We start from the raw sequence: 14,877 nt of genomic DNA on the forward strand, positions 1-14,877 counted from the left end.
TTCTATTAGATATTATTATAAAAATCTATTGTTTCTCCTTCTTTTACTTGAACGATAGCTTTTTTGTAGCTATTCGTTTTTCCGCTAATCAAACCACTTTTTGTATATTTAGTAGTTCTATCAGCTCTATAGTTCATCGTGTTAACGGTAACAACTGAAATTCCGTAAGCAGCTTCTACAGCTTTCTTAATTTGAACTTTGTTTGCTTTTTTGTCAACAACAAAACCAAAACGATTGAAAACTTCACCTTCTTTAGTGATTTTTTCAGTGATGATAGGCTTAATTATGATACTCATGGTCTAATTATTTGCTTAAATTTTCTACAATTCCTTCTAAAGAGCTCTCTAAAAGAACTAGATTATTAGCATTTAAAATCTCGTAAGTGCTTAACTCTGAATTAGTTACAACGCTAGACGCTTTTAAATTACGTGACGACAAATATACATTTTTATTTGAATCACCCAACACAAACAAAGATTTTTTGTTTTCTAACCCTAAAGCTTTCAAAACATTAATGAAATTTTTGGTGTTTGGTGTTTCAAAATTGAAGTCTTCAACAACTACTAAATTTGATTCTTTTGCTTTAATAGAGAACGCTGATTTACGAGCTAATCTCTTAACAGTTTTGTTCAATTTGAAAGAGTAACTTCTTGGACGTGGTCCGAAAACTGTACCTCCACCTTTGAACAATGGACTTTTCTTAGATCCTGCACGGGCAGTACCTGTACCTTTTTGTTTCTTAATCTTACGCGTAGAACCTGCAACTTCAGCTCTTTCTTTAGCTTTGTGTGTTCCTTGTCTTTGATTTGCTAAGTATTGCTTAACATCAAGATATACTGCGTGATTATTTGGCTCAATGCCGAATACTGAATCAGAAAGTTGAACTTTTCTTCCAGTATCTTTTCCGGTAATATCTATAACTTTTACTTCCATTACTTCTGAATGATTACATAAGAGTTTTTACATCCAGGAATTGCTCCTTTAATAACAAGCAGGTTCTTTTCAGCCACTACTTTCAAAACTCTAAGATTTTGTACTTTCACATTATCTCCTCCCATTCTTCCTGCCATACGCATTCCTTTGAATACACGTGATGGATAAGAAGATGCTCCTACAGAACCTGGCGCTCTTAATCGGTTGTGTTGTCCGTGAGTAGCTTGTCCAACACCACCAAAACCGTGACGCTTTACAACCCCTTGGAAACCTTTCCCTTTTGAAACACCTTGTACATCAACAAATTCTCCTTCGCTGAATACTTCCACGGTGATGTTATCACCTAATTTGTAATTTTCTTCAAACCCTTGGAATTCAACGACTTTTTTCTTAGCAGAAGTACCGGCTTTTTTAAAGTGACCTAAGTCCGCTTTAGTGGCATGTTTTTCTGATTTGTCATCGAAACCAAGTTGAAGAGCTGAATACCCGTCAACCTCATTGGTTCTGACTTGGGTAACGACACATGGACCAGCTTCGATTACTGTACAAGGAATGTTTTTCCCGTTCTCGTCGAAGATGCTTGTCATGCCGATTTTCTTTCCAATTAACCCAGACATATTAAACTATTTATAATTATTACTTGTTTACTTTTTTTATAAAGAAATAAGTATCAGAAATAAAACTACTTCTGATACTCATTCCAGAAATTGATTTCGTTATACTTTGATTTCTACTTCAACTCCACTTGGCAATTCAAGTTTCATTAAGGCATCGATAGTTTTCGAAGAAGAACTATAGATATCTAGCAATCTTTTGTATGAACTTACCTGAAACTGCTCTCTCGCTTTTTTGTTAACGTGCGGAGAACGTAGTACAGTAAATATTTTTTTGTGTGTAGGTAACGGAATAGGACCTGTTACAACAGCACCTGTGCTTTTCACAGTTTTTACGATTTTTTCTGCTGATTTATCAACCAACATGTGATCGTAAGACTTCAATTTTATTCTAATTTTTTGACTCATCTTGATAAGAATTAAGCGTTACCTTTTGCTTTTTTGATTACTTCTTCTGAAATATTAGAAGGAGTTTGTTCGTAGTGAGAGAACTCCATTGTAGAGGTTGCTCTACCTGAAGATAATGTTCTTAATGTAGTTACATATCCAAACATTTCAGATAAAGGAACATTAGCTTTGATAGTCTTAGCTCCGTTTCTGTCTCCCATGTCATTCACCTGACCTCTGCGTCGATTGATATCGCCTACGATATCTCCCATGTTTTCTTCAGGAGTGATAACTTCCATCTTCATGATTGGTTCCAAGATAACAGCTCCAGCAGCTTTAGCAACTTCTCTGTAACCCATTCTTGCCGCTAATTCAAACGAAAGAGCATCAGAATCCACTGGGTGGAAAGATCCGTCCAATAAAGTTACTTTCAAACTATCCACTTGGTATCCAGCTAATGGACCTTGCTTCATAGCTTCTCTGAATCCTTTTTCTACAGATGGGATGTATTCTTTAGGAACGTTACCACCTTTAACCTCATTAACAAACTGTAATCCTACTGGAACTTTACCGTCAACTTCATCAGCAGGCTCCAGCCTAAATACGATATCACCGAATTTACCACGACCTCCTGATTGTTTCTTGTAAGTTTCTCTGTGCTGAGCAGATTTTGTGAAAGCTTCTTTGTATTCAACTTGAGGCTCACCTTGGTTAACTTCAACTTTGAATTCACGCTTCATACGATCTACAAGGATGTCTAAGTGTAACTCACCCATTCCTGAGATAATAGTTTGACCTGAAGCTTCGTCTGTTCTTACAGTAAATGTTGGATCTTCTTCAGCCAATTTAGCCAAAGCCATACCCATTTTATCAACGTCGGCTTTGGTTTTTGGCTCGATAGCGATACCAATTACCGGTGCCGGGAATTTCATTGACTCAAGAATGATTGGGTGTTTTTCATCACACATCGTATCTCCAGTCTTGATATCTTTAAATCCAACTGCTGCTCCAATATCACCCGCCTCGATGTACTCGATTGGGTTTTGTTTGTTAGCATGCATCTGGTAGATACGAGAAATTCTTTCTTTGTTTCCTGAACGTGTGTTCAAGATGTATGAACCTGCATCCAAACGACCTGAATAAGCACGGAAGAAAGCCAGACGACCAACATAAGGGTCAGTAGCGATCTTAAATGCCAAAGCTGCGAACGGCTCTTTTACATCAGGACGACGTAAGATTTTGGTTTGATCTTCTTCCAATAAATCTTGGTCATCAGGGTGAATACCTTGAATACCTTCTTTATCTAAAGGAGATGGTAAATATTTACATACAGCATCCAACATAAATTGAACACCTTTGTTTTTAAATGAAGAACCAGCAATCATCGGAATAATAGCCATATCCATCGTTGCAGCCCTAAGTGCGTTATTGATTTCTTCCTCAGTGATAGAATCTGGATTTTCCATGTATTTATCAAGAAGGTTCTCATCATAATCAGCAACTGCTTCAATAAGAATATCTCTATATTCTTTAACTTCCGCAACCATATCCGCAGGAATATCAACAATATCAAAAGTTGCCCCTTGAGTTGCATCATGCCAAACGATAGCTTGGTTTTTTACTAAATCCACAACTCCTCTAAAGTCATTTTCCTCACCTATTGGCAACGTAATAGCAACAGCGTTTGATTTCAACATGTCTCTAACCTGCTGACAAACCATTAAGAAGTTAGAACCTTGACGGTCCATTTTGTTAACGAAGCCCATACGTGGAACTCTGTATTGATCAGCAAGTCTCCAGTTCGTTTCTGATTGTGGCTCAACACCATCAACAGCAGAAAATAAGAAAACTAACCCATCCAATACACGTAACGAACGGTTTACCTCTACAGTAAAGTCAACGTGCCCTGGGGTATCAATAATGTTAAAGTGATAATCCTGAGAAGTTGGTAATGGTTTACCTTGCTCAGTTGGAAAACTCCATTCACAAGTAGTTGCTGCAGAAGTAATGGTAATACCTCTTTCTTGCTCTTGTGCCATCCAGTCCATTGTTGCAGCACCATCGTGCACTTCACCAATTTTGTGTGATTTTCCAGTATAGAATAATATACGCTCTGTTGTTGTTGTTTTACCAGCATCAATGTGAGCAGCAATTCCGATATTTCTTGTAAATTTTAGATCTCTAGCCATTTCTTAAATATTAAAATCTAAAGTGAGAGAATGCTTTATTTGCTTCTGCCATTTTGTGAGTATCCATTCTCTTTTTAACAGCAGCACCTTCTTCTTTAGCCGCAGCTAAGATTTCAGAAGCTAGTTTACCTGACATCGATTTCTCGTTTCTTCTACGAGCATAAAGTATCATCCACTTCATGGCCATAGATATTTTTCTGTCTGGTCTGATTTGCATTGGAATTTGGAATGTAGCTCCACCTACTCTACGACTACGTACTTCTACGTGAGGCATAACGTTTGTTAAAGCATCTTTCCATACTTCTAATGATGATTTTTCATCATTATTCTTTTTTGCTTCTACGATTTCCATGGCATCATAGAATACTTTGAAAGCTGTTGATTTCTTACCATCCCACATCAAGTTGTTCACGAAACGTGTTACTAACTGATCGTTAAATTTAGGATCTGGTAAAAGTGGTCTTTTCTTTGCCGCTCTTTTTCTCATTTCTTCGTTTTTTTGTTACCGATTTTTTATCTTTCAATAGAATCAGATAACTAGTTTAGATTTACTTTTTTGCTTCTTTTGGACGTTTTGCACCGTATTTAGATCTACGTTGCGTTCTTCCTGCTACACCAGATGTATCTAGCGCACCACGAACAATGTGGTATCTAACTCCTGGTAAATCTTTTACTCTTCCGCCTCGCACTAATACTATCGAGTGCTCTTGTAGATTGTGTCCTTCTCCTGGGATGTAAGCATTCACTTCATTTCCATTAGTCAAACGTACACGCGCTACTTTACGCATCGCTGAGTTTGGTTTTTTTGGAGTAGTAGTGTAAACACGCGTACAAACACCTCTTCTTTGAGGACAAGAATCTAAAGCAACCGATTTACTCTTCTTAGTGATCTGAGTTCTTCCTGTTCTTACTAATTGTTGAATTGTTGGCATAATTAAATACTAATTTTTCTTTTATTTATTAAATTCCCGCTTTTTTAGGGGTTGCAAATGTAGTAATATTTTTCAATGAAACAAATCGTAATTAATTAATTTTCAAACAAATTAGATTAACAACAATAAAAACAGATTTTTTGCGTTATTTTGAAGCAAATAAATGTGTCTCTTGAAAAAGATTTTCTTCCTTTTTTTATTTCTTATCAACATCTGGAATCTTTCAGCACAGGAATTTCAACTTAAAATTGTGGGGCAGAATGATTGGGAAACGAAAATTATTGACAGCATCGGCTATGCTTTAAAACATAAAAATGCTAAATCTATAATCGACGAGAATTATTCCTTCTATGAAAAACTGACCAAAAAAGGATTTGTAGAAAGTCAGTTACACGAAAACCTTAAATCAAACGATTCTACTTTTGTTTATAAATATAGTCTTGGTAAAAAAATAAAATTTATACATATATATATAGCGAAGGAATTTCAGAATGATATTACAAGTGTTTACAACATTAAAAAAGACACGCTGACACTTCCTTACGAAGAAAACGAATCTTTTCTAAACGCCATTTTAAAAAAATTAGAAGCCTATGGTTTTTCAATGGCAAAAGTAAAACTTGTAAACATTCAACAATACAAAGACTTCCTTAAAGCAGATTTATCAGTTACAAAAGAAATCAAAAGACAAGTAAATAATATTGTCATCAATGGTTATGATAAGTTTCCTATTGGTCACAAAAAAAATATAGTTCGACTTTACCGCAATAAAGTTTTCAATCAAAAAAATCTAGACCGTCTTTATACTGATTTTGAGAAATTCAGATTTGTGAAGCAGACGAAGTATCCTGAAATTCTTTTCACCAAAGACTCCACCAAAATATATGTGTATTTAGAAAAGGCAAAACCTAATACGTTTGATGGTTACGTTGGCTTTACCAACGATGAAAACAAAAAAATGATTTTGAGCGGGTATCTTGATTTAATATTGAACAACATCCTGAATTCAGGCGAAAAATTGGCTTTGTATTGGAAAAGTGATGGTCAGGATCAAAAAACCTTCAACCTTAGTGCGGAAATACCGTATGTGTTCAAAAGTCCGATTGGACTTAAAGCAGAATTAAACATATTCAAACAAGACAGCACCTTTCAAAACACAAAGACGGCTTTAGACTTGGGCTATTACTTTAATTATAACACTAGACTATATCTTGGCTATCAATCAACTGAATCTAGCGATATTCAAAATATAAACTCTTCTAGTTTGACTGATTTTGATAATTCCTTTATAACAACCTCGTTGGAGTTTTTAAATTTCAAGACCGATGATTTTCTTTTTCCAGAAAAGACACAAATCGATTTAAAACTTGGCGTCGGAAAAAGAGATGCCAAACTAATTTCAGACAATCAGCTTTTTGGCAGCCTCTTCCTAAAACACAATGTATATTTAAACGAAAAAAACATTGTTAATTTTAAATCCCACAACTTTTATCTTCAAAGTGACCACTATATTGTGAACGAGCTACAGCGCTTTGGCGGCATAAACTCAATTAGAGGTTTTAACGAAAATAGTTTGCAAGGGAATCTTTTTGGCTCCATTCTGACGGAATATCGTTACGTTCTATCTTCTGGCTTATACGCACATACTATAATAGATTATGCCTATCTTCAAGACAAAACTTCAGACAACAACCAGAATCTTCTTGGAATGGGGTTTGGATTTGGACTACTAACCAAAAATGGGTTGTTCAATATTGTGTATGCCAATGGAAGCACTAATAATCAACCTATCAAATTATCTAATTCTATTGTTCACATTAGCTTTAAAGCTGTGTTTTAAGTTATTGTAACTTTAACATTAAATTTTATGTTCACTCGTTAGGTTTTTTAAGAATTTTTTAAGACTTTTGATTTACTAATTATAACCAAATTAAATAATGAAAACAAAGTTAAATGGATTCTTGACGCTTTTTATAGCGTTATTGGTGCAAATTTCTTTTGCACAAGACAGAGTGGTTACCGGAGTTGTTTCTGACAACAGTGGACTTCCTCTTCCTGGAGTAAATGTTCTTGTAAAAGGAACCAATCTGGGCACGCAAACCGATTTTGATGGAAAGTTCTCTATCAAGGCAACTGCAAGTCAAACACTTGTCTTTAATTTCGTTGGGATGAAAACGCAAGAAGTAGCGGCATCATCTACAACAATGAAAGTGAAGATGAAAGACGACGCGGTGGAATTAGAAGGTGTTGTGGTAACAGCACTTGGAGTCAAAAGACAAAAAAGAGCATTGGGTTCAGCAACTGCTTCTGTAAGTGGAAAAGATCTTACCGAGGTAAACAATACCAATATCTTTGAGTCACTTTCGGGTAAAGTAGCTGGGGTTGACATTACTGCTCCTGCTCAGGTCGGTGCATCTTCAAAAGTGGTAATTAGAGGTTACAATACTTTTGGCAATGCATCTCCATTATATGTTGTTGACGGAACACCAATTACCAATGGCACAAGCAGTGGCACAGGTAACACTAGAAGTTTTGATGCAGGTAATGGAATTAGTGACATCGATCCAAACAACATTGAGAACATGACCATTTTAAAAGGAGCTGCTGCTTCTGCACTATATGGGTCAAGAGCTTCTAATGGTGTAATTCTTATTACAACTAAGTCAGGCAAAAACAAATCTAAAATTACTGTAGAAACTTCACATTCAGCTGATTTTTCTAATGTAGCCAGAGTTCCTAAATTCCAAAATGAATTTGGTCAAGGATGGAATGCACATTCATGGTCAAATTGGGCTGGACAACCAGGAAACACTGCGAGTAATGAAAATGGTTCATGGGGACCAGCTTTTAATGGTGAAGTAAGACCATGGGGCGCTATTATTAATAATGCACAGCAAATTAAACCTTATGTAGCTCTAGAAGATAATATGAAAGACTTTTACGAGCAAGGAAGTACATTTACCAACACAGCTAGAGTTAGTGGTGGAGGCGAAAATTCAAATTTCTCTATTAGTTTTTCTGATGTAAATTCAGACGGTATCATTCCAACAAATGCTGATTCTTTTAAAAGAAGAACTTTTGGTGTAAATGGTGGCATGACAGGTGATAAATTAAGTTTTAAAGCTAGTGTAAATTTTGTAAAAAAAGACCAAAACGCTGTTAATACAGGTCAAGGTACTGATGCTGGAGAAGGAAACACTTTCTCACAGGAGATTTTACAGGTACCGAGAGACATTAGTGTAATTGATTTAGCTGATTATACAAATAATCCGTATAATAATAATAGTAATTATTTTACACCTTATGCAACCAATCCATATTGGTCAATTAACGAAAACTCAACCTTTATTGAAGGAAATCGCTTCTACGGAAACACCAATCTTACTTACAATTTCAACAAAAAGTTATCATTAAGCTACCAAATTGGTGGAGATTACAAATTAGAAAAAGTAAAGTCTTACGGAGCAAAAGTAACTTTCGACCCAGGTAGTCCGCAAGCTGACGGAGGAGCTAATGCAGTAGTTGGTGGTGTTACTGAATCATCTAATGAATTTATTGAATTTGACACCAATTTAATTTTGTATTACAACACTAAAGTTAAAGAAGATTTCAACATCAATGCATTTGGTGGATTTGGAACAAACGAAAGAAAAACATCTGTATTATTATCTTCTATTACCAATCTAGATATTCCCTATTTCTATGAGCTTTCTAACTCTTCCGTTAAACCGCAAGTAGCTCAAAATGATCTTTTGAGAAGAGGTTACTCTATTTTTGGTTCTTTTGAAGCCTCATATAAGGACAGACTTTATTTGACACTAACAGGAAGAAATGACTGGACTTCTACTTTGCCTAAAGGAGCTAACTCTTACTTCTACCCTTCTGCGAGTTTAAGTGCAATTGCCGTAGACAGTAATGATTACTTCCTTAAATTTAGAGCTGGTTATGCAAAATTAGCTAATGATACTGGTCCTTATCAAACTAGTTCCGCCTTGACTCAAGGTAATGCTTTTTTAGGATTTGGTAATATTTTCTTACCAATTGGTGGTGTAAACGGTTACGAATATTTAGGAAACCTAGGAAACCAAGATTTAGTACCTGAATTTGTAACTGAGATTGAACTAGGTTTTGAAACAAGTTTATTTAAGAAAAGAGTTAATTTAGATGCTGCTATTTACAGTAAAAAGACTGATGGTTTATTAGTAAACCTTCCTATCCCTACATCTACTGGTTATGCAACTCAAACCAAAAATGCCGTTGATTTAACTAACAAAGGTATTGAGCTTGTTTTAACTTTAATTCCAATCAGAACCGATAATTTTCAGTGGGATTTCACAACAACATTTACTAAAAACAATTCAGAAGTTACCGATGTAATTGGAGATACAGAGAAGGTTTTGCTAGCACAAAATTATGGTGTTAGTTTCAACGCTGTTGTGGGCCAACCATTAGGTGTTTTCTCAACTTTTACTCCAACAAGAAACGACGCTGGTCAATACATTGTTGATGGTGACGGTTATTATGTTGAATCTCCAGACGAACAAATCGTAGGGTCTTCAGAAAGAGATTTCGTTATGGGTTTCAAAAACAAATTTACCTATAAAAACTTAGTTCTATCATTTGGTTTCGACTGGAAGCAAGGCGGTGAAATGTATTCCTACACTAAACGTCTTTCATATTTTACAGGAAACGGTATTGAAACTGTATACAATGATAGAAATCCATTTATTATCCCTAACTCAGTTGTAGATAATGGCGATGGTACCTATTCAGAAAATACTACTCCAATAACATTTGAAGGTGTTACAGATTTCTATAATACTCAAAGTAATCCTGGAAGAGAAGCTGATCACGTAATCGACAAAACTTTTGTAAGATTGAGAGATATCTCTCTAACATACAGCCTACCATCAAAACTATTGAAAAACACTGGTATCACAGGTGCATCATTTACAATTTATGGTAAAAACTTAGCTTTATGGACACCAGACGATAACTCTTATGTTGATCCAGAGTTGTCTACTTTTGGAACAGGTTTGTTAAGCGAGCAAGGGGAATTTGGAACTAATCCTTCACAAAGTTCGTATGGTGCTACTCTTAAATTAACCTTTTAAAAAATTACAAAATGAAAAAGTTTATATATAGTATAATTATGATATCAACTGTGTTTGTTAGTTGTAACACAGAGTTGGATATAAATGAAGATCCAGATTTACTAGATCCAAACAATGCTCCTCTTTCTGCACAATTACCAGCAGGAATATCAGGTTTAGCAGGTTCAGAAGGTGCTGGAATGGCAATATTTGGTGGTTTTTGGTCACAATATTGGACGCAAAGTAATGCAGCTAATCAATTTAAAGACATAGATAATTACTCAGCAGGTACTGCCGATTATAACTTTATTTGGGATGGTATGTATGATGCATTGGGAGATATCCGCAATGTAAAAAGAAGAGCATTAGCTGAAGAAAATTGGAAATATTACTTAATTGCTACAACACTCGAGGTTCAAGCTTCACAAATCTTAACCGATATGTATGGTGACATTCCGTACGAAGAAGCAAGTAACAGTGCCATAATAGCACCGCGTTTTAATACCGGTCAAGAAGTATATGATTTAATGATTCAGGATTTAGATGATGCACTTTCTAAAGATTTATCTACATCTGTAGGGCCAATTCCAGCAAATGATGATTTGGTTTTCAGAGGTGATATGGATGCTTGGACAAAATTTGCTAACACGCTTAAGTTAAAAATCTTTATGAGACAAACTTATAGTTCAAGAGCAGCGGTGGCGACAGCAGGTATTACAGCTTTAATGAGTAGTGGAGTAGATTTTCTTGATCAAGACGCTGGTATGATTGAAGATTCAGCTGGAAACCCAATTTTTACTGATGCCATCAATCAAAGTAATCCACTTTATGAGTATATCATTAGAAGATTAAACGTAGCAACCAACCTAAGAATGAGTAGAACACTATCATCGTATCTAATTGATAATGTTGACCCAAGAAGAGGCGCTTACTATGGAACAGGAAATGCTCTAAATCAAGGTGACTTTCTTAATACTGTAGGTGCAGGAACAATTGCGCTTGTAAAACTTAACGCAACTACACCTGTACTGTTTATGTCACTTGAAGAAAGCTTATTGCTTCAAGCAGAAGCTTTGGAAAGAGTAAGCGGTGGAGCTGGTGCAAAAGCACTTTACGATGCTGCCGTAACAGCTAATTTTACAAGAAACGCTGTAACAGGTGCTTCTGGTTTCTTAGCTGGTGCATATGCATACCCTGTTTCAGGAACTCTTGAGCAAAAAGTTGAAGCTATCATTACACAAAAATGGATTGCTCTTTTCCCAGGAAATGGATTTGAAGCATTTTTTGAGAAAAATAGAACAGATTATCCTAGAACTTCGACAGTACCTCAGTCAAATGGTGCTTATGTTTCAGGACAAATAACACTTTCTGTTGAAGCAACTACCGGAAGTCTATTCCCAAAAAGAATTCAGTATCCGTTGAGTGAAAGAAATGCCAATCCAAATGCCCCGGCATTAGTACCAATAACAACCCCAGTTTGGTGGGATTAAAAAAAAATATTATGAAAAAAATAATTTTATCAGTAATCCTTGCAAGTTCACTCTTTGTATCTTGCGAAGAAGATACAACAGGAGGCGTGTCGAAAATAACGAACTATCCACTTATCGAAGTGCTAGGTGATGATCCTGTATTTGTTGCACAAGGTTCAACTTACACTGATCCAGGCGCTATAGCAACAGAAGGTGGTGTTGAAATTCCATACGTGGCAACTGCTACTGGAGTATTCAGAGGAGAAAGCAGCATTAATACTGCTATAACAGATGAATATCAAGTAACTTATACTGCAACCAATGTTGATGGCTTTAATGCATCTGCTTCCAGAAAAGTAATAGTTTACAAAACCGGTAACCTAGTAGATAGCATTGAAGGGGTTTACACATGTACCATAAGTAGAAATGGTGTTACTCCAAGTGCCGCTTATCGAGACATTAGATACCTCTATATCTGGAAAAATGGTGACGGTACCTATGAAATATCTGACGCTTTTGGCGGATGGTATCAATACGGTAGAGCTTTAGGATTAGGTTATATTACACCAGGTGGAACCATTAATGCGGTTGATATTCCAAGTAATAATTTTACTTTTCCTGGAAATCCATTGACAAATAGCGGATTTGGAGGAACTGCTAATATCATAGGTTTAACTGTTGATCCTGTTCTAAAAAAATTAGTACTAACTTGTACTTGGACAGCTCCTACAGCTTATACATTTGTGGCAACTTTAACACAAGTTCAACTTTAATATTATTAAAATGAATAAATTTAAAAACAAAATAATTATTGCATCATTAGCAATATTTTCTTTAGTAACATTTAACTCTTGTGATGAAGGCGGAGAACCAAATCCAGGAGGAACAACTACAGAAAAATTTGCCGGAGATTGGCATATAATAGGATTTGAACCGGATGGTGTTACGCCAGCTTTTGGTGGTGGATATCATTTATATTCAACTTACAACGCGTCATCAAATGATGAGAATTTCTGGATTGATGATCACGATGAGTTTTTTGAAATCAAAACAAAAGTACAAGCATTAGATATGACAAACTTAACTTTTGCTGGTCAAGTTGATGCAGATGAACTCTACACTGGAGGAACAGTTACTGTTACCAATGGTAAAATCTGGAAAGCTGCTGCACAATCTTTCGGAGGTCACACAGTTGACAGTATCTACTTTGAAGCTGAATTTGATTGGGATCCAGGAACTGTTTACAAGTTTGGGGGTCACAAAAGAACAGGTTTCTTAGAAGACGAATTACCATAAATGTAATTTTATTAATATCAAAAACCACCAGTTTTCACTGGTGGTTTTTTTATATCTTTGCGCCATGGAAAAAGAACATCAAATCTTCGGAATAAGAGCAATTATAGAAGGAATTCAATCGGGTGCAGCAATAGACAAAGTATTTATTCAATCCGATACGCAAGGCGACTTAATGAAAGAATTGCTGAAAGTGATGAAACAAAAAAGCATCAATTTCTCTTATGTTCCTGTTGAAAAACTAAACCGTCTTACCGCCAATAATCACCAAGGTGCTGTGGCAACCATCTCACCTATTGCGTTTCAGGATTTAGAAACCTTGATAGAACAAGTTTTGGAAAGCGGAAAGATGCCCTTATTCTTAATCCTAGATCAAATAAGTGATGCCCGAAATTTTGGAGCCATTATCCGTACGGCAGAATGCACAGGTGTAAACGGGATTATCGTCCAAAAAGCAGGTTCAGCTCCGGTAAATGGGGATACTGTCAAAACTTCTGCAGGTGCTGTATTCAATATTCCTATCTGTAAAGTGGAACACATCAAAGACGCCATTTTTCATCTTCAAGGAAGTGGCATCAAAACTGTTGCGGCAACCGAAAAAACAGACCAAAACATTTATGATATTGCTCTGAACGAACCCGTTGCCATCATTATGGGAAGTGAAGATCGTGGTATCAATCCTTCAGTGCTAAAAATTGTAGATGAAAAAGCCAAACTTCCAATGTTTGGAACTATTGGTTCGTTAAACGTCTCTGTAGCTTGCGGTGCTTTTCTTTACGAGGCAGTGCGACAAAGACAATAACGTCATTTTTTTAGGAGCGAAAGGCTTGGAAACTATCAGAAATCCTTATTCCCGATATCCATTTCATTACTATCGGGGCTAAAGGATAAGCTATTTGGCATACTAGTTATCGTCTTTAGATTTTCTATACATCTAAAAACTCGATATCTCTTTAAAAAAAGTTAGTATATAAATAGTGTGACCAAACATAGTGTGACCATTTTTTTTGGTCACACTATGTTTGGTCACAAGTGAAGTCGAAAATGGATAAGAATCCGCGACAACCTAATTATCTTCTGTTGCTTCTTTAAAATGATAGATGTAGTTTGGCCCTAAAGTTGGAATCTCTGCAATTTCTTCCTCAGGTTCAGGAGTATTAACAAAATTGCCGTTTTCGTCAAAGTGCTTCATAAACATATCGTCCTCCGGATTAAAATCAGGCTTTTCCCATTCGTATCGAATAGACTCTTTATAATCAGGCGTTTTAAAACGTATCGCAAAAAAAAATCCTGTAACTAATCCAGCCAAATGCCCTTCCCACGAAATTTGTTTATCCACTTCAGGAAATACGTACCAAATCATACCGCCATACAGCATCACTACCGTTAACGATAAAGCCATCAATCGGTAATACTTGGTCATCATTCCTTTAAAGAAAATAAAAGACACCAACACATAAATTAAACCACTGGCGCCAATATGAAACGATTCTCTTCCAATTACCCAGGTGATTAATCCGGATAGCAAAATACCATAAAACAGAACCTTCAGCGAAACATCTCTGTAAAAATAAATCAGCGCTGTTGTAAGTATAAAAAGAGGAAGTGAATTGTTGGCAATATGATTTAAATCTCCATGAAGAAACGGACTAAAAGCCAAACCCTGCAATCCGGAGAACGCTCGTGGAAAAATTCCATGAGAAGTTAAATCGATATTGAAACTTCTTTCAAACAAAAAAACCGCCCATATCACAATAAGCAAAAAAGAAGGCACAAGCCAAACCGATGGTGTAAACTTAAAATGATGGTAATCGTTATTCATAATCACAAAAAAAAATCATTTTGCTATAGTCAAAAATACAGCCAAACTAAAAGCAATGCTAATTTGTCAGACAAAATTTGAAAATTTGAAAATTATTAAACAATATGGTTAAATTTGTGATAGTATTGGGCTTATTTTTCAAATC

General features: G+C 35.8%; 14 protein-coding genes. 6 read left to right on the forward strand and 8 right to left on the reverse strand.

All coding sequences use genetic code 11. The annotated features are described in order from the left end of the window. Positions 1 to 5: 5 nt before the first annotated feature. The 7 genes from rplW to rpsL all read right to left on the reverse strand — a co-directional run bounded on the left by rplW (position 6) and on the right by rpsL (position 5,055). Entirely contained in the window at positions 6 to 296 is a 291-nt protein-coding gene (gene rplW, locus ACULEU_RS11690) for a 50S ribosomal protein L23 (RefSeq protein ID WP_264520621.1), read from the reverse strand. Between the two features lie 7 nt (positions 297 to 303). After that, positions 304 to 933: a 50S ribosomal protein L4 gene (rplD, locus tag ACULEU_RS11695; protein ID WP_445452757.1), complete on the reverse strand. Its 630-nt coding sequence runs from the start codon at positions 931 to 933 to the stop codon at positions 304 to 306. Next, positions 933 to 1,550: a 50S ribosomal protein L3 gene (rplC, locus tag ACULEU_RS11700; protein WP_445452758.1), complete on the reverse strand. Its 618-nt coding sequence runs from the start codon at positions 1,548 to 1,550 to the stop codon at positions 933 to 935. The genes rplD and rplC overlap by 1 nt, the downstream gene beginning before the upstream one ends. Before the next feature lie 99 nt (positions 1,551 to 1,649). Beyond that, positions 1,650 to 1,955, reverse strand: a complete 306-nt coding sequence (rpsJ, locus tag ACULEU_RS11705; RefSeq protein WP_136151632.1) for a 30S ribosomal protein S10 — start codon at positions 1,953 to 1,955, stop codon at positions 1,650 to 1,652. A gap of 11 nt (positions 1,956 to 1,966) precedes the next feature. Then, on the reverse strand, positions 1,967 to 4,123 hold the full coding sequence (fusA, locus tag ACULEU_RS11710; protein WP_445452759.1) for an elongation factor G: 2,157 nt from the start codon (positions 4,121 to 4,123) through the stop codon (positions 1,967 to 1,969). A gap of 10 nt (positions 4,124 to 4,133) precedes the next feature. Continuing rightward, complete coding sequence (rpsG, locus tag ACULEU_RS11715; RefSeq protein ID WP_445452760.1) at positions 4,134 to 4,610, reverse strand: 30S ribosomal protein S7; 477 nt, start codon at positions 4,608 to 4,610, stop codon at positions 4,134 to 4,136. 61 nt (positions 4,611 to 4,671) lie between these two features. After that, positions 4,672 to 5,055, reverse strand: a complete 384-nt coding sequence (gene rpsL / locus ACULEU_RS11720; protein ID WP_007136570.1) for a 30S ribosomal protein S12 — start codon at positions 5,053 to 5,055, stop codon at positions 4,672 to 4,674. Between the two features lie 163 nt (positions 5,056 to 5,218). Between rpsL and ACULEU_RS11725 the strand changes: the two genes are divergently transcribed. The 6 genes from ACULEU_RS11725 (at position 5,219) to rlmB (ending at position 13,712) form a co-directional block, all read left to right on the forward strand. Beyond that, positions 5,219 to 6,895, forward strand: coding sequence for a hypothetical protein (locus tag ACULEU_RS11725; protein WP_445452761.1), 1,677 nt, complete (start codon positions 5,219 to 5,221; stop codon positions 6,893 to 6,895). 97 nt (positions 6,896 to 6,992) lie between these two features. Further along, positions 6,993 to 10,169 (forward strand): SusC/RagA family TonB-linked outer membrane protein, encoded by a 3,177-nt coding sequence (locus tag ACULEU_RS11730; RefSeq protein WP_445452762.1) that lies wholly within the window; start codon positions 6,993 to 6,995, stop codon positions 10,167 to 10,169. A gap of 11 nt (positions 10,170 to 10,180) precedes the next feature. Further along, positions 10,181 to 11,638 carry a SusD/RagB family nutrient-binding outer membrane lipoprotein gene (locus ACULEU_RS11735; RefSeq protein WP_445452763.1) on the forward strand — a complete coding sequence of 486 codons (1,458 nt, stop codon included), beginning with the start codon at positions 10,181 to 10,183 and terminating at the stop codon, positions 11,636 to 11,638. An 11-nt stretch (positions 11,639 to 11,649) separates the two neighbouring features. After that, positions 11,650 to 12,390: an immunoglobulin-like domain-containing protein gene (locus tag ACULEU_RS11740; RefSeq protein WP_445452764.1), complete on the forward strand. Its 741-nt coding sequence runs from the start codon at positions 11,650 to 11,652 to the stop codon at positions 12,388 to 12,390. 10 nt (positions 12,391 to 12,400) lie between these two features. Beyond that, entirely contained in the window at positions 12,401 to 12,913 is a 513-nt protein-coding gene (locus ACULEU_RS11745; RefSeq protein WP_445452765.1) for a lipid-binding protein, read from the forward strand. A 64-nt stretch (positions 12,914 to 12,977) separates the two neighbouring features. Then, positions 12,978 to 13,712, forward strand: coding sequence for a 23S rRNA (guanosine(2251)-2'-O)-methyltransferase RlmB (gene rlmB / locus ACULEU_RS11750; RefSeq protein WP_445452766.1), 735 nt, complete (start codon positions 12,978 to 12,980; stop codon positions 13,710 to 13,712). 264 nt (positions 13,713 to 13,976) lie between these two features. Here the strand turns inward: rlmB and ACULEU_RS11755 are convergent, their stop codons facing one another. Then, on the reverse strand, positions 13,977 to 14,732 hold the full coding sequence (locus ACULEU_RS11755; protein WP_445452767.1) for a rhomboid family intramembrane serine protease: 756 nt from the start codon (positions 14,730 to 14,732) through the stop codon (positions 13,977 to 13,979). Between the last annotated feature and the right edge of the window lie 145 nt (positions 14,733 to 14,877).

It is taken from the genome of Flavobacterium sp. 25HG05S-40 (genome assembly GCF_052654735.1).